General features: G+C 74.0%; 13 protein-coding genes and 1 pseudogene. 7 read left to right on the top strand and 7 right to left on the bottom strand.

Annotation, left to right across the window (positions count from 1 at the left end; genetic code table 11):
- Positions 1-34 precede the first annotated feature (34 nt).
- Positions 35-1,747 carry a DUF885 domain-containing protein gene (locus MQV74_RS07390; protein WP_242715230.1) on the bottom strand — a complete coding sequence of 571 codons (1,713 nt, stop codon included), beginning with the start codon at positions 1,745-1,747 and terminating at the stop codon, positions 35-37.
- Positions 1,748-1,902: 155 nt separating this feature from the next.
- Between MQV74_RS07390 and MQV74_RS07385 the strand changes: the two genes are divergently transcribed.
- Together MQV74_RS07385 and MQV74_RS07380 are read left to right on the top strand one after the other, a co-directional pair.
- Positions 1,903-2,487, top strand: a complete 585-nt coding sequence (locus MQV74_RS07385; protein WP_242715229.1) for a TetR/AcrR family transcriptional regulator — start codon at positions 1,903-1,905, stop codon at positions 2,485-2,487.
- 106 nt (positions 2,488-2,593) lie between these two features.
- A pseudogene (locus MQV74_RS07380) lies at positions 2,594-3,493 on the top strand (NAD(P)-dependent oxidoreductase); the annotation flags it as partial.
- 69 nt (positions 3,494-3,562) lie between these two features.
- On the opposite strand, the gene MQV74_RS07375 reads toward MQV74_RS07380, so the two are convergent.
- Positions 3,563-4,948, bottom strand: coding sequence for a GNAT family N-acetyltransferase (locus MQV74_RS07375; protein ID WP_242715227.1), 1,386 nt, complete (start codon positions 4,946-4,948; stop codon positions 3,563-3,565).
- A 396-nt stretch (positions 4,949-5,344) separates the two neighbouring features.
- Positions 5,345-6,934 (bottom strand): alkaline phosphatase D family protein, encoded by a 1,590-nt coding sequence (locus tag MQV74_RS07370; protein WP_242715226.1) that lies wholly within the window; start codon positions 6,932-6,934, stop codon positions 5,345-5,347.
- Positions 6,935-7,230: 296 nt separating this feature from the next.
- On the opposite strand from MQV74_RS07370, the gene MQV74_RS07365 reads away from it, so the two are divergent.
- Complete coding sequence (locus MQV74_RS07365) at positions 7,231-7,632, top strand: VOC family protein (RefSeq protein ID WP_242715225.1); 402 nt, start codon at positions 7,231-7,233, stop codon at positions 7,630-7,632.
- Positions 7,633-7,650: 18 nt separating this feature from the next.
- Here MQV74_RS07365 and MQV74_RS07360 read toward each other — a convergent pair whose 3' ends face one another.
- On the bottom strand, positions 7,651-8,490 hold the full coding sequence (locus MQV74_RS07360) for an alpha/beta fold hydrolase (protein WP_242715224.1): 840 nt from the start codon (positions 8,488-8,490) through the stop codon (positions 7,651-7,653).
- Positions 8,491-8,660: 170 nt separating this feature from the next.
- On the opposite strand from MQV74_RS07360, the gene MQV74_RS07355 reads away from it, so the two are divergent.
- On the top strand, positions 8,661-9,551 hold the full coding sequence (locus tag MQV74_RS07355; RefSeq protein WP_242715223.1) for an RNA polymerase sigma-70 factor: 891 nt from the start codon (positions 8,661-8,663) through the stop codon (positions 9,549-9,551).
- A 289-nt stretch (positions 9,552-9,840) separates the two neighbouring features.
- Complete coding sequence (locus tag MQV74_RS07350) at positions 9,841-10,602, top strand: GntR family transcriptional regulator (RefSeq protein ID WP_242728529.1); 762 nt, start codon at positions 9,841-9,843, stop codon at positions 10,600-10,602.
- Between the two features lie 86 nt (positions 10,603-10,688).
- Here the strand turns inward: MQV74_RS07350 and MQV74_RS07345 are convergent, their stop codons facing one another.
- The 3 genes from MQV74_RS07345 to MQV74_RS07335 all read right to left on the bottom strand — a co-directional run bounded on the left by MQV74_RS07345 (position 10,689) and on the right by MQV74_RS07335 (position 13,898).
- Positions 10,689-11,846 carry an ROK family transcriptional regulator gene (locus MQV74_RS07345; protein ID WP_242728528.1) on the bottom strand — a complete coding sequence of 386 codons (1,158 nt, stop codon included), beginning with the start codon at positions 11,844-11,846 and terminating at the stop codon, positions 10,689-10,691.
- 115 nt (positions 11,847-11,961) lie between these two features.
- Positions 11,962-12,624: a response regulator transcription factor gene (locus MQV74_RS07340; RefSeq protein WP_242715222.1), complete on the bottom strand. Its 663-nt coding sequence runs from the start codon at positions 12,622-12,624 to the stop codon at positions 11,962-11,964.
- Between the two features lie 44 nt (positions 12,625-12,668).
- Positions 12,669-13,898, bottom strand: a complete 1,230-nt coding sequence (locus MQV74_RS07335) for a sensor histidine kinase (protein ID WP_242715221.1) — start codon at positions 13,896-13,898, stop codon at positions 12,669-12,671.
- 109 nt (positions 13,899-14,007) lie between these two features.
- Here MQV74_RS07335 and MQV74_RS07330 point away from each other — a divergent pair, with 109 nt between their 5' ends.
- Both MQV74_RS07330 and MQV74_RS07325 read left to right on the top strand, forming a co-directional pair.
- Positions 14,008-14,955, top strand: a complete 948-nt coding sequence (locus tag MQV74_RS07330; protein ID WP_242715220.1) for an ABC transporter ATP-binding protein — start codon at positions 14,008-14,010, stop codon at positions 14,953-14,955.
- A 2-nt stretch (positions 14,956-14,957) separates the two neighbouring features.
- The gene (locus tag MQV74_RS07325; RefSeq protein WP_242715219.1) at positions 14,958-15,695 is read left to right on the top strand and encodes an ABC transporter permease; all 738 of its coding nucleotides are present in this window, start codon (positions 14,958-14,960) and stop codon (positions 15,693-15,695) included.
- Positions 15,696-15,706: the final 11 nt, after the last annotated feature.

Genomic DNA, 15,706 nt, shown 5'->3' with positions numbered 1-15,706 from the left:
GGGCGTACGGCGCCGGGGGTCCGTGAGCCGCCGGTCAGAGTGCCGACAGCTCGTCCACCAGGTCGTCGAGCCCCAGCGAGCCCTGGGACAGCGCCGCCATGTGCCAGGCCTTCGCGTCGAAGGCGTCCCCGTGGCGGCGCCGCGCGTTCTCCCTGCCGAGCAGCCAGGCGCGCTCGCCGAGCTTGTAGCCGATGGCCTGGCCCGGGATCGTCAGATAGCGGGTCATCTCGCTCTCCACGTAGTCCGACGGGCGGCTGGAGCGGGCGTCGTAGAACTCCTGCGCCAGGTCGGGGGTCCACCGCTCGCCCGGGTGGAAGTCGCAGTCCGCCGGGATCTCGAGCTCCAGGTGCATGCCGATGTCGACGATCACGCGCAGGGCGCGCATCATCTGCGCGTCCAGATAGCCGAGCCGCCGCTCCGGGTCGGTGAGGAAGCCCAGTTCGTCCATGAGGCGCTCCGCGTACAGCGCCCAGCCCTCGGCGTTGGCGCTGACGATGCCGACGGTCGCCTGGTAGCGGGACAGGTCGTCGGCGACGTGCACCCACTGCGCGAGCTGCAGATGGTGCCCCGGCACGCCCTCGTGGTACCAGGTCGACACCAGGTCGTACACCGGGAAGCGGGACAGGCCCATCGTCGGCAGCCAGGTCCGGCCGGGCCGGGAGAAGTCCTCCGACGGAGGCGTGTAGTACGGGGCCGCGGCACCGCCGGGCGGGGCGATGCGGGACTCCACCTTCCGTACCCGCTCGGCCAGTTCGAAGTGGGTGCCGTCCAGCGCCTCGATGGCCTCGTCCATCAGGCCCTGGAGCCACTCCTTGACCTCGTCCACGCCCTCGATGTGCGTGCCGTGCTCGTCCAGGTGCGCGAGCACCACCCACGGCGTGGCCGCGCCGGGCAGGATCTTCTCGGCCTCGGCCCGCATCTCGCCGAGCAGCCGGTGGTACTCCGCCCAGCCGTAGGCGTACGCCTCGTCCAGGTCCAGGTCCGTACCGTTGAAGAAGCGGGACAGGAGCGCGTAGCGCTCGCGGCCCACCGTGTCGGGTGCACCGGCGACGGCGGGCGCGTACACGTCCCGCATCCAGTCGCGCAGGGCCACGACCGCGCCCGTCGCCGCCTTCGCTGCCGCGTCGAGCTCGCCGCGCAGGGACGCGGGCCCGGCCGCCGCGAACTCCTCGAACCAGCCGCGCCCGTCCTGCGGCCCCACCCACTCCGTGAGCTGCTCGACGAACGTCGCCGTCGGCCGCGGCGCGCCCGGCAGACCCCGTTCGAGGCCGAGCGCGAGCGAAGCGCGGTAGCCCTCGTACGCGGCGGGCACGGCGCGCAGCCGCTCGGCGATCGCCGCCCAGTCCTCCTCGGTCTCGGCCGGCGTCACCGTGAAGATCTCCCGCACCTCGTGCGGCGGGGTGCCCAGGTTGCCGACGGCCCGCAGGGGCTCGTCGGCCTCGTGCACGGCGAGCTCCGCCGTCAGGCGCTCGCGCAGCAGCCGCCCGCAGCGCCGCTCGATCGCGGTGTCGGCCCCGGGGCGCGCCTCGGCCTCGTCGAGCCGCGCGAGGGTGGTGCGCAGGAGCGCCGCCCGGGCCGCGTGGCCCGCGGGGGAGAGGTCGGGCAGCTTGCTGTGGCTCTCCTTGACGCCGAGGTAGGTGCCGGTGACGGGGTCGAGGGCGACCAGGGCGTCGACGTAGGCGTCGGCGACCTCGCGGGGCAGCGGGCCCTGGTCGGTCGTGGTGCTTGCGATCTTCGTGTCTGACATGCGGACATCCTGATACGAGACCGGGGTGCGCGTCACGGGTGGGGGGTGCGGGCGAGGCGCGGGCAGGGGGTGCGGGAGGGGGCGTGCTCGCCAGGTGGGCGCCGCACCCCGCTTTTGTTTGACTGGTCGTTCCAGTTGCGGCTAGCTTCTGTGCCATGGCCAGAACCAAGGAATTCGACCCCGACGTGGCGCTCCGGTCGGCGCTCGACCTGTTCTGGAGCCGGGGGTACGAGGCGACGTCCATGGCGGACCTCGTCGCGCACCTCGGCATCGGCCGCGCCAGCATCTACGCGACCTTCGGCAACAAGCACGAGCTGTATCTGAAGGCCCTGGACCGGTACGTGGAGACGCGGGAGCCCGAGCTGCTCGACGAGCTGTCGCGACCCGGGCCCGCGCTGCCCGGCGTGCGGAGCCTCGTGCGCCGCTTCGCCGCCGAGGCCACGGCCGCCGACCGCCGCCGCACCGGCTGCTTCATCACCAACACGGCCGCGGAGCTGGCCCCGCACGACGAGGCGGCGGACCGCAGGGTCGAGCGGAACTGGGAGGGCCTGGAGACGCTGCTGCGCTCCGCGCTCATCCGCGCCCAGGCGCAGGGCGAACTCCCGGACGACCGCGATCCGCGCGCCCTCGCCCGCATGCTGCTCGTCCTGCTCCAGGGCATCCGCGTGGTCGGGAAGGTCTCCGGCGGGCAGGAGCGGGTGCGCGACGCGGCGGAGCAGGCGCTGGCGCTCCTGGACTGACGGGGCGGCCGGGCCGGGGCCTGCCGGAAAGGACGGGCTCGGCCGCGCGCGGCGAGCGCTCCCTAAGCCTTGGCGGCCTTTCGCATGCCCAAATAATGGAACGTTCAGTCAAGAAAAATCGCTCGAAAGGAACCTCATGTCACAGCAGAAGGTCGCCGTGCTCGGCACCGGCACCATCGGCGCCCCCGTGGCGCGCAACCTGCGCGGCGCGTTCGCCGTGAGCGTGTGGAACCGCACGCCCGCCAAGGCCGCCGAACTCGCCGCGCTCGACGGTGTGGAGGCACACGCCGACCCGGCCGCGGCCGTGGCGGGCGCCGACGTCGTGGTGACGGTGCTCAAGGACGGGCCCGCGGTGCGCGAGGTCATGGAGGCCGCGGCGCCGTGCCTCGCGCCGGGCACGGTCTGGACCCAGCTCAGCACCGTGGGCGTGGCCGCCGCCGACGACCTGGCGGGCTTCGCCGAGCACCACGGGCTCGTCCTGTACGACGCCCCGGTGCAGGGCACGAAGCAGCCCGCGGAGAACGGGCAGCTCGTCGTCCTGGCCTCCGGTCCGCAGGCCGGGCGGGAGCGGGCGGAGCCGGTCTTCGACGCCATCGGCAGCCGCACGGTGTGGGTCTCCGAGGAGCACGGCGCCGCGAGCCGCCTCAAACTGGCCCTGAACGGCTTCGTGTTCGCGCTCACCCATGGCGCGGCGGAGAGCCTGGCCCTGGCCGAGGGCCTGGGCGTCGATCCCGCGCTCGTCGTGGACGTGATCGCGGGCGGGCCCCTGGACAGTCCGTTCTTCCGGGCCAAGGCTGCCGCCATGCTCGCGGGCGACCACGCGCCCAGCTTCTCCGTGGTCAACGCGGCCAAGGATGCGCGCCTGGTGGTCGAGGCCGCGCGCTCCGCGGGCGTACCGGTGGACGTCACGGCGGCCGGGCTGCGGCGGTTCGAGCGGGCGGCCGAGGCCGGGCACGGCGACATGGACATGGCCGCCTCCCACCTCGCCCCGGACACCGCGGCCTGACCTCGCGCGGGCACCCCGCCGGGGCCCGGGATGCCCGGGCCCCGGCGGGGCCGCCGGTGTCGCGTGGGACTACTGGTGGCTGTCGTACGGAAGGTGCGAGCGCACCGGTGTCGCGTCCAGGCGGGCGGTGATGACAAGCGTGCCCTCCTCGATCTGGAAGTCGAGGGGCAGGGCGAGGCCGCGCATCGCCGCGACCATGCCGGTGTTGGACGACTGCGTCACCGCGTACACGTTGTCGCAGCCCGCCTCCACGGCCATCGCGACGAGACGGGCGAGCAGTTCACGGCCGATGCCGCGGCGCTGCCACGCGTCCTCGACGAGCAGGGCGATCTCCGTCTCGTCGCCGTCCCACAGCAGATGGCCGAGGCCGACGACGCGGCCGGAGGCCGTGCGCGCGGCCAGGGTGCGGCCGAAGCGCGGGCTCAACAGGTGGTTGAGATAGCGGTCGGCGTCCTCCACCGGGCCGTGGTAGCGCATGCCCAGGGTGCGCGGGGAGCAGCGCTCGTGCATGGCCTTCGCGGCGTCCAGGTCGGCGGTGTCGGCGCGGCTGACCGTGATGTCGTTGCCCTCGGCGAGGGTGAGGACGTCCTCGCCGCGCGGCACGCGGGGGCCGAGCCTGGCGTCCAGCTCCACCAGGGCCCGCGCGCGGGCGAACTCCGTGGGCGTGAACGGCAGATGTGGACGCTCGACCGTGATCACTCCGCCTTCGGGGGCCCGTAGGCGCAGGACCGTGCCGCCCCAGGCGCCCTCCACCGGCACCGCCTCGCCGTCCTGCCCGCGCCGGGCGGGCAGCAGACGGATCGTGCAGCGGCCCAGCAACTGGCGCAGCGCGAGCGGCAGTTCGGCGGCGTCCAGGGCCGTGCGCGTGGCGAGGCTCAGGATGCGCGTGGGCGCGTCCACCAGGTCGTGCGCGTCCGCCCGCTCGATCCAGGTGCTCGATCCGCCCGCCGCGGCGATCGCCCGCGTGAGGTCCGCCGCGGGGAGCGCCGCGGGTGCGCGCAGCAGGAACTCGTCGACCGTGCCGTCGGCCAGCGGGTGCGTCTGCAGGCTGAGGATGTCCACGCGCGCGTGCGCGAGCGCCGTGCACAGCGCGGCGAGCGAACCCGGCTCGTCGCGCACGGTCGTCCGCATGCGCCACAGCGTCGATCCGTCCGGGGACGGTGCCGGGCCGGTGGCCCGGTCCTCCACGGCGGAGGGCCGGGCGCCGGTATCGGGATCGCCCGTGCCGGGCGGTGCGTGGGTATGGCGCCGCGCCCACCAGGTGTGGAACCCGGCCGTGACGACCAGGACGACGGCCGAGACGAGCAGCAGCTCGGGCCCGTCCGGGCCGTGCCCCACGAGATTCGCCACGGCGTCCGCGACGGCCACGGCCGTGAACAGCGCGGCCAGTTCGACGACGTCCCGGCGCCAGTGGTGCACCGGTCGACCGTCCTTGCTCCGTGTCACCTCAGGCATGTCAGCAGTCATACGGCCACTGTGGCCCAAGGGTGTTGCGTGATCACGAACGTCTTGTGTCTGATGGGTTAAGTGCGGTTCTGTCGCTTTCATTCCTTTTAGTTCACCGTGATGGTCCATCGATCTCCCCCGTCGGCCGTCACCGGCCCATTGATCGTCACTGACCTCTCGGTCCGTCCGACCCGTGCGACCGTCCCGGGCCCCCGGGGCCCGCGACGGTTCCGCGGCCGCCGTCGGCCCGCGCGTCGTCACCGACCGCGGGCCGTCAGCGGCACCGCGTCCACCGTGGCGCACCGGTGGACGTGCCGTCCAGCACTTCACCGGCGGAAGCCCCCATCGGTACGCGCCAACGGAAGCACCCGCGAGCGCTCGCCGGCGGACGCGCCCGCCGGAGCCTCACTGGCCCACGCGCCCCGGCTGCAGCACCTTGGTGAAGAGCACGCCGCCGCCCTGCTGCCGCAGCCGCACCGTCAACTCGCCGCTGCCGCCGTCGATGTCCACCTCCCCGTAGTACGGAGGCGTCTCCGCCGGCGAGGTGTTGGGCCGGTCCGGTGCTTTGACAAACGTCTGGTCCGGGCCGAAGGTTCCGTCGAGCTTCACCGCGGGGAAGCCGCCCGCGGCCAGCGGACCCGACACGAACTCCCAGAACGGCGCGAAGTCCTTGAACGCCGCGCGCGACGGGTCGTAGTGCTGCGCCGAGGTGTAGTGCACGTCGGCCGTCAGCCACACCGTGCCGGTGATCCTGCGGTGCTTGATGTGCCGCAGCAGCTCGGCGATCTGCAGCTCACGGCCCAGTGGGGCGCCCGGGTCCCCCTGCGCGACGGCCTCGAAGTTCTTCGCGCCGTCCGCGACGACCAGGCCCAGCGGCATGTCGGAGGCGATCACCTTCCACACCGCGCGCGAGCGCGACAGCTCCCGCTTGAGCCAGGCGAGCTGCTCGGCGCCGAGGATGCCGGTGGCGTCGTCGGGCTGCCGGTTCGGCGAGTTCGCGTTGCGGTACGTGCGCATGTCGAGCACGAACACGTCCAGGAGCGGGCCGTGCCGCAGCACCCGGTACACCCGCCCGTCCTTGTCGCCGGGGCGCTGGGTCGAGATCGGGTAGTACTCGCTGAACGCCCGCAGCGAACGGCCCGCGAGGACGTCGACGTTCTTCTCCGTGTAGCGCGGGTCCTCCAGGATCTGCCCCGGGTACCAGTTGTTGCGCACCTCGTGGTCGTCCCACTGCACGATGGAGGGCACCTGGGCGTTGAAGCGGCGCACGTGCTCGTCGAGCAGGTTGTAGCGGAAGTTGCCGCGGAACTCCGCGAGGGTCTCGGCGACCTTCGACTTCTCTTCCGTGGTGACGTTCCGCCACACCCGCCCGTCGGGCAGCGTGACGCTCGCCTGGATGGGGCCGTCGGCGTAGATGTTGTCGCCGCTGCACAGGAAGAAGTCCGGGTTGCGCCGGCGCATCTCCTCGTACACGCGCCAGCCGCCGAGGTCGGGGTTGATGCCCCAGCCCTGGCCCGCGATGTCGCCCGACCACAGGAAGCGCACGTCGTCCTTGCGCGAGCGGGAGACCGTGCGGAACGTACCCGTGACCGGCTTGCTCGTGCGCCTGTAGTCGTCCGGATCGGCCAGGAGCACGCGGTAGTGGATCTGTTCGCCGGCGGGCAGCTCGCGCAGCCGCGTCGTTCCCGTGAAGTCGGTGCGGGGGCCGAGCAGCGGCCCGTACCAGCGCTTGGGTCTGCGGAACGACTCGGTGGCGGAGGTCTCCACGATCATGCGGGCCGGGCGGTCGGAGCGGACCCACACCAGACCCGAGTGCGCGCCCACGTCACCGGCCTGCGCGCCCCATCGGGCGCTGGGGCGCCCGGAGAGGGCGAAGGCCGGGGCGGCGCCGCCGAGCGCGGACACGGCGGGCACGGCCAGCGCCGCGGGCACGGCGAGCGAGCCGCGCAGCACGCTGCGGCGGCGCGGGGACGGGCTCGACGGACGGTGTGACATGAGGGCGCCTCCAAGGACGGCGGTCGTTCGGTGTGCGAAGTCACGTTTACTTTCGTGTCACGGCTCGCACGCGAACCCCAAGTGAACAACTGGCCATGGCTCCAGGGGAACCGCCGCGCGGGCACCTCCGCACCCGACGCCTGTCCGCCGGGAAGGACCTAGTCCCGAAGGCGTACGCCGCGCGCCCCGAGTACCGGGACCGGGGCCCGATGGTGACAAGATCCACTGTTTTCTACAGTGGCCCGGACGGCGCGCGACAGGGCGGGCCGCACCTCAGCAGGACGCAAGGAGTACCCGTGCCCGTCAACGGTTCGAGCCACATCCGCATCGCCCGCCCCTCCCGTGACCTCGCCGCGGCGGAGCGGTTCTGGGTCGAGGGGCTCGGCCTGAGCGTCGTCTACTGCAAGGACGAGGGCGGCCCCGGCGAGCACGCGCTGCTCATGGTCGGCTGGCCGGACGCCTCCTGGCACTTGGAGCTCGTGCACGGGGCGCCCGTGGACTCCCGGCCCACCGAGGAGGACCTCCTCGTCGTCTACGTGGACGGCGAGGTGCCGGACGACCTCGTCGCGCGCCTCGAAGCCCACGGCGGCAAGCGCGTCCTGTCGCCCAACCCGTACTGGAACGAGTGGGGCGTCACCGTCGAGGACCCCGACGGCTACCGCCTGGTGCTCTCCACGCGCGCGTGGTCCAACTCCTGACGCCCGCCCGCCCGCGCGTCAGCGGCTCGTGTCGAGGATGACGCGCGCCACGCGCGCGGGGTCGTCGTTCATCGGCACGTGCCCGCAGCCGGGCAGCCGGACGAGCCGGGCCCCGGGAATGGTCCGCTTGGCGCGCACGCCCTGGCGGCGCAGGAGCAGGCGGTCACGGGTGCCCCAGGCGATCGTCACCGGAAGGTCCGGCACGTCGTCCCGGAACACCACGTCGCGCCCCGCGGCCAGGGTCTGCTCGAACCCGGTCGCGTACCGCAGCGCCAGCGTCTCGGCGACGGCGGCCTCCGGAGTCCGGCGCGCGGGGCGGGCATAGATGGTGCTCGTCAGGGCCGTGCGGCCCGCGGCGCTGCGGGAGAGGCGTTCGATCGCGGGCACCGGCAGGGCGGACGCCGCGCGCCGCATCGCGAGCAGGGTCACGAACGCGTACCGCCGCTCGGCCCGGGTCCAGAACCCGGCGGGGGACAGCGCCGTGACGGACCGTACGAGCTTCTCGCGGCCGAGCTCCAGGGCGAGCAGGCCGCCCAGCGAGTTGCCCGCCACGTGCGGCCGCTCGACGTCCAGGGCCGCGCACAGCGCCGCGAGCGCGGGCACCACCGACGACAGGCCGTACGCGAGGCCGTCCGGGAGCGGCGGTGACACGCCGAAGCCCGGCAGGTCCACGGCGATCACGTCGCGCTCGGCCGCCAGGATGTCCACGACCGGGTCCCAGGCCTGGCGGTGGTGCCCGATGCCGTGCAGGAGCAGCAGGGGAGCGCCGTCACCCGTGCGCCGGTAGGAGACGGTCACCGTGCGCGACCCGCCGGGCGACTCGACGGCGAACGTGACATCTGCCACCTCTGCGGCCATGACCACTCCTGACTTAGACAGCTTGTCAGCAACAATTACCCTTCAGTAGCGTCGAGTTCAAGGGGCCGTCCCGCACCGGCCGGGAACGCCCGGCCGCCCCAGGCTGTGATCCTCGTCCGCCCGGACCGCCGCGGGTGGACAGCCAAGGGCCGGTGAGCTGGGATGGGAGCGTGGCTACCGACACCGCGACCGACGTCTTCGAAGAACACCGGCCCGTCCTCCTGGGCGTCGCCTACCGCATGCTCGGCCGCGTGGCCGACGCGGAGGACGTCGTCCAGGACGCCTGGCTGCGCTGGTCCCACGCCGACCAGGAGCAAGTGCGCGAACCGCGTGCCTACTTGGTGCGCGTCACCACCCGCCTGGCCATCGACCGGCTCCGGCACGTGCAGTCGCGCCGCGAGTCCTACGTGGGGCCCTGGCTGCCCGAGCCCTACGTCACCGACTTCGGGCCGACCGTCCCCGACACCGCCGAGCGGGCCGTGCTCGCCGACTCCGTGTCGCTCGCCGTCCTCGTCGTCCTGGAGTCCCTCTCACCCCTGGAGCGCGCGGTGTTCGTGCTCCGCGAGGCCTTCGGGTTCCCGTACGCCGAGATCGCCGTCACCCTCGACCGCACCGAGGCTGCCGTGCGCCAGCTCGCCGGGCGCGCCCGCAAGCACGTCGACGAGGGCAGGCCGCGCTACGAGGTCGACCCCGCCGAGCGGCGCGACCTGACCGAGCGGTTCCTCGCCGCGGCCCTGGAGGGCGACCTGGACGGGCTGATGTCGCTGCTCGCCCCGGACGTGCGCCTGGTCGGCGACAGCGGCGGCAAGGTCAGGGCGCCGCTGCGGACCCTGGAGTCGGCCGACAAGGTGGGCCGCTTCGTCCTGGGCGTGACGAAGAAGAGCGTCCCGGGCGCCGAGCGGGTCGAGTTCCGCTTCCTGGAGCTCAACGGCGCCGCCTCCGTCGCCTTCGTGGTGGACGGCAAGGTGGACAGCGTCTTCCAGCTGGATGTCGCCGACGGGCGCGTGCGGCACGTGTACATCGTACGGAATCCGGACAAGCTCGTGAGTCTCTCCGCCTAGGTTCCCGACGCCCCGGACCAAGCCCCCGCCCGTGCCACCGGCGGGGGCTTGCTGTTGCGCGCGGCCATGGGCGACGTATCGGTTTTCGTCACCCCAGGGCGTGAGGTGTCGACCCTGCGCGAACAGCGCGTGAATGCTCTGTGGCACCACTTCTGTGCGGGCAGTAACGGAAGCAGGATTGGTCTTGACCAAGGATGAGCGCGGCTCTATCGTCGCTGAGATAGTGCAGGAACCTTTAATAAACAAGGCGCTGAAAAGCCGCCTGCGCACGGCGATTGCGGAGGACAGGGTGGGGACCACGCAGCTGGAAACGGTGCCGGAGCCGAAGTACTGGCACCTCAAGACCGTGCTCAGCGAAGCACTCGACTCCGAGTTCGCCGTCGGCGAGATCCTTCCGAACGAGCGGGACCTCGCCGCCCGGTTCGGCGTCGCCCGCGCGACCCTGCGCCAGGCCCTGGAGCAGCTGGAGCTGGAAGGCAGGCTCCAGCGCCGCCGCGGGGTCGGCACGACCGTGGCGCCGCCGCGCATGGGCGTGGCCGTCGGCACCGACCGGGGCGGCTGGCCCGGCGCGCCCGGCGACGACTGGCAGCCCGCCGACAGCGAGGCCGCCGTCCCGCCCGCCGACGTCGCCCGCGCCCTGGGGACCGGCCCGGACGAGCCCGTCCACACGGTCCGCCGCACCCGCGTCTCCCATGGCCACCCCGTCGCCGCCGAGCTGCTGTACGTGCCGTCGGCGTCGGTGCCCGACCTCACCGCCATCGACGCCCCGGCAGGACCGGCACGCGCGCGTGCCGTGCTGCGGGAGCTCGCCCGGCTCGACATCGAGGGCCAGGACCGCGCCGTCGAGCTCGGCTCGGCCCGCGCGGACGACGCCAGGGCCCTGGACCGGCTGCCCGGCGCCCCGGTCCTCGTCGTCACCACCCGCTTCCTCGCGGGCGGCCGCACGGCGGCGCTCTCCGTGGCCACGTACCGGGCCGACACCTGCCGCCTCACGTTCGGCGACCAGGGCGCGGTGGAGATCCACCACGGCCCGGAGCGCCAGGCCTCCTGAGGCCTGCTGCACGGACGACCGCGCCGGCCGGGCATCGAGCCCGTCCGGCGTTCGCGGACGAGCGCGCGGCGCGGGGAGCCCGCACATCACCGCGAAGCGGACACCGTGCCCTCCACGGCGAACAACTCGTCCTCCACGTGGTCGAGCGCCAGACGCAGCGCACCCGTCGCGACGGCCGCCTCGCCCAGCATCGACAGGGCCACCCGGGGCGGCCTGAGGCAGTAGCGGGCCAGCTCGCGGCGGAGCGGGTCGAGGACACCGTCCAGGCCCGCCGCCCAGCCGCCCACCACGACCAGCTCCGGATCCAGCGCCAGGACCAGCGCCGCCACGTCGTGCACCAGCCTCCGGATGAAGCGGTCCACCGCCGCGAGGGCCCGCTCGTCGCCCTCCCGGGCGTGCGCGAACACCTCCGCCACGGCCTGCTCGTCCAGCGGGTGCAGCGGCTCGTCCGTGGTCGACAGCAGCGTCTCCGGCTTCACCTCACGACCCAGCAGGTGCAGCGCGCCGATCTCGCCCGCCGCGCCGCCGTAGCCGCGGTGCAGGCGCCCGCCGATCAGCGAACCCGCCCCCGGGCTCAGCCCGGCGAGGACGAACACCACGTCGTCCGACTTCGTCGCCGCGCCCTTCCAGTGCTCGGCCACGGCCGCCGCGTTCGCGTCGTTCTCGACCAGGACCGGGCACTTGAAGGAGCGGCGCAGCCGCTCGCCCAGCGGCAGCCCTGTCCAGCCGGGCAGCGCCGTGCTCAGCCGCACCGAGCCGTCCGCCTCCACGATGCCGGGGCTGCCCACGCCGACGGCGCGCAGCGAGCCACGGGCCACCCCGGCGCGGCGCAGCAGATCGGCGACCGCGCCGCGCAGCCGCTCCAGGCGCTCGTCCGCCGACGCCGTCTCCGAGACGTCCTTGGCCGCCGTGCCGAGGATCTTGCCGTGCAGGTCCGACAGGACGGCGGCCACCCGGTGCGGGCCGATCTCCAGACCGAGCAGATGCCCCGCCTCCGCACGGAAGCGGAACTTCCGTGCCGGTCGTCCCTGGCGCCGCGCGGCACCGTCGTCCACGTCCGTCTCCACCACGAGACCGGCCTCGATCAGCCCTTCGACCACGCCTTCGACGGTGGGCCGTGACAGGCCCGTCGCCCGGGTGATCTCCGTGAGTGTCGCGAAATCCGCGGCGCGCAGCGCGTGCAGCACCACCGAGGAGTTGATCCGCCGTAGCAGAGACGGATCTCCGCCGGTCAGCCGCCCCAACGTCCTACCTTCCATCCCATGCGCATGATGGGCGGATGGTACTCGGAAGCCGTCCACCAGTGCGAGTGCTGATCGCGCCGACCCCCTGAGAACCGGCCCTCTCTGGAGCCGCGCGTCACCCCGGAGCCACGAAACCGGACTCGTAGGCCACGATCACGGCCTGCGTCCGGTCCCGCGCGCCGAGCTTCGCGAGCACCGCGCTCACATGCGACTTCACCGTCTCGGTGCCGACCACGAGCCGCCCCGCGATCTCCGCGTTCGACAGGCCGCGCGCCATCAGGCGCAGCACCTCCTCCTCCCGCCCGGTGAGCCCCGCCCGCGCGAACGCGGCCCGGGCGCCCTCCTCGCCCCGCTCCTCGCCGTGGCTGGCCGCCAGGCGGCGCACCGCGGCCGGGAACAGCAGTGACTCGCCCTCGGCCACCAGACGCACCGCGTGCACGATCTCCGCGGGCCGTGCGCGCTTGAGGAGGAAGCCGTCGGCACCCGCGCGCAGCGCCTCGTACACGTACTCGTCGTTCTCGAAGGTCGTGATGACGACGATCTTGGGCGGGTCCTGCACCGTGCGCAGCACCGCGCGCGTGGCCTCGATGCCGTCCAGGAGGGGCATGCGCACGTCCATCGCGACGACGTCCGGGCGCAGCTGCCGCACCAGGGGGATCACGGCGGCGCCGTCGGCCGCCTCCCCGACGACCTCGATGTCGGGCTGCGCCTCCAGGACGGCGCGCAGCCCCGCACGGACGAGGGGCTCGTCGTCGACGAGGAGCACGGTCACGGGCATCCGGCCAGCCTAGATCACCGGGCCCGGCAGGGGCTCAGGGGCCCTCAGCGCAGCGGCAGTTCGGCGTGCACCCGCCACTCGCCGTCCTCGGGCCCCGTGCTCGCCCGGCCACCGAGCAGCACGGCGCGCTCGCGGATGCCGCGCAGACCGCTGCCGCCCCGGCCGGCCGGGGCCGCCTGCCGCGGCAGGGCGTTGCGCACGTCGAGGGTCAGCGCGCCGCCGGACACCGTGACGCGCACCCGGACCGGAACCGGGCCCGCGTGCCGCAGGACGTTCGTCAGGGCCTCCTGGAGCATGCGGTAGCCCTCCCGCGACACCGGACCCGGCAGCTCGTCCACCGGGCCCGACACCTCGGCGTCGACCTCGGCGCCCACCGTGCGCGCGGACTCCAGGAGCCGGTCCGCGGCGGCCAGGGTCGGCCGCCGGTGGGCGGGCTCGGCGTCCTCCCGCAGCACGCGCAGGACCCGCTCCAGGTCCTCCAGGGCGTCGCGGCCCGTCTCCTCGATCGCCTCCAGGGCGCGATCGGTGAAGTCCGCGTCGGCGGCGGCCCGCGCGGCACCCGCCTGCACCACGGCGACGGTCAGGGCGTGCCCGATGGAGTCGTGCAGCTCGCGGGCGATGCGATTGCGCTCCAGAAGCTGCTCGGTGCGCTCCTCCAGGGCCGCGAGACGCTCGGTCGGCGACGGGCCCAGGAGGCTGCGCGCGGCGGCCGCGGCGAGGCCGCCCGCCGCGACCACCAGGACGCTCAGGACGAGCAGGGGCAGCGGCAGGAGCAGCGCGTTCCAGGCCGCCGAGGTGGGCCGGGGCAGGAACAGGCCGTCGTCGTCGGGGGCCTCGGACGTCGTGCCGAGCAGTGCCAGCGCGTACCCGATGAGCTGCACCGAGGCGACGCCGAGCCCCCACCCCAGCTCCAGACGCACCACGAGCCACACAGCGGTCCGACCGCGGTCGCGCCACGACGCCGAGGGAGCCACAGAGATGCCGGGGCCCTCCCCGTCGGCCCCCTCGTCCCCGGACCGGGCCTCCCGCGCGTGCGCCCCCGGGAACAGCATCAGGCGCGCCTGGAGCCCCTCCGCCCGGCGCATCGCGGGCACCAGGGCGACCGCCGCCATCAACGGCACGGGCAGCAGCGTGATGACCACCCAGTCCCGGGCCGTGGCGTCCTCGACCCCGTGGACCGTGGCCACGGCGAGCACCACGAGACCGCCGACGAGCAGATGCAGCCAACGGGTGTACGTGACCGCGCGGGTCAGCGGTCGCAACAGGCGGATCATGCAGGTCATCGTGCCAGGACGCGCGCGTGGCCCGGCTCCCCCGCACGGGGGAGACGATCTCCTCGGCCGGGGGAGGCCCCGCCCCGGCGCGGGACGCGAGGGTTGCCCCATGACCAGCATCGACGTCCACCAGCTGACCAAGGAGTACGGCACCAGGCGCGCGGTCGACGACCTGACCTTCAGCGTCCGGCCCGGCCGCGTCACCGGCTTCCTCGGCCCCAACGGCGCCGGAAAGTCCACCACGATGCGCCTCGTGCTCGGCCTCGACCGGCCCACGTCGGGCACCGCCACCGTCGGCGGCCGCCCCTTCGCGACGTACGACGAGCCGCTGCGCCAGGTCGGCGCCCTGCTCGACGCGCAGGCCGCCCACGGATCGCGCACCGCCCGCGACCACCTGCGCGCACTCGCCGTCAGCAACCGCATCGCCGCCCCGCGCGTGGGCGAGGTCCTCGAAGAGACCGGCCTCGCCGCCGTCGCGCACCAGCGGATCAAGACGTTCTCGCTGGGCATGCGGCAGCGCCTCGGCATCGCGGCCGCCCTGCTCGGCGACCCCGCCGTGGTCCTCCTGGACGAGCCGTCCAACGGCCTCGACCCCGAGGGGATCATCTGGATCCGCGAGCTCGTGCGCCGCCTCGCCCGAGAGGGCCGCACGGTGCTCGTGTCGAGCCACCTGATGAACGAGACCGCCACGTTCGCCGACCACCTCGTCGTCCTCGGCAAGGGCCGACTCCTGACGGACACGCCGATGCGGGAGTTCATCACCGCGCACAGCAGCCCCCGCGTGCGCGCCCGCACCAGCGACCCGGCACGGCTGCGGGCCGCCCTGGCCCGCGCGGGACACGAGCTGACCGAGGCCGAGGACGGCGCCTGGACGGTGGACGGCGTCCGCGCCGCCGAGGTCGGCGCCCTCGCCGCCCGCGAGGGCGTGCCGATCCTCGGACTCGCCGACGAGGAGGCCTCCTTGGAGCAGGCCTACCTGGCCCTCACCGCCGAGGAGACCGAATTCTCCGCGGGCCCCACCGGCTCCGCGACCACCACGACCCGCCAGGAGGCCTGACCATGTCGACCGCCGCCGTGCTCCACTCCGAGTGGATCAAGATCAAGTCGCTGCGGGCGACGCTCCTCTCCCTCCTCGCGGTGTTCGCGGCGACCCTCGCGATCACCGTCCTCGCGTTCGCCACCGTCGGCAAGGCGGAGGCCGACAACCTCGACGCCGAACCCGTCTTCGACGCCTTCTACGCCCTCAACTTCGGCCAGATCGCGGCCATCAGCTTCGGCACGGCCGCCGTCGGCTCCGAGTACGTGACGGGGGCGCTGCGCGTCTCGCTCGCGGCCGTCCCGCGCCGCGGCCTGTTCTACGCCGCGAAGACCGCCGTCATCGGCGCGGCCGCCCTGCTCGTCGGCCTCGTCACCTGCTTCGGCGCGTTCCTCGCGGGCCAGGCCTTCCTGGGGGAGTACGCCATCGGGCTCGGCCACCCCGGAGCGCTGCGCGCCTGCCTGGGCGGCGGGGTCTACCTGGCCCTGATGGCGCTGTTCGCGGCGGGCCTCACCACCCTGCTGCGCAGCGGAACCGCCGTGCTCAGTCTGCTGATCCCGTTCCTCCTCATCGTGTCCTTCGTGGTCGGCGACGTCGCGGGCGGCGCCGCCCAGTTCCTGCCCGACAAGGCCGGACAGCAGGTCCTGCACACGGACCCCACGGGCACCCTCGGCGCGTGGACGGGGCTCGCCGTGACGGCGGCCTGGGCGGGCGCCGCGCTGCTCGCGGGCTGGTGGGCGGTGCGCCGCAGGGACGCCTGAGCTGCCCCGCA

The sequence above is a fragment of the Streptomyces sp. AN091965 genome (genome assembly GCF_022698285.1).
GTDB lineage: Bacteria > Actinomycetota > Actinomycetes > Streptomycetales > Streptomycetaceae > Streptomyces.
This window is presented reverse-complemented; position numbering and strand designations above follow the sequence as displayed.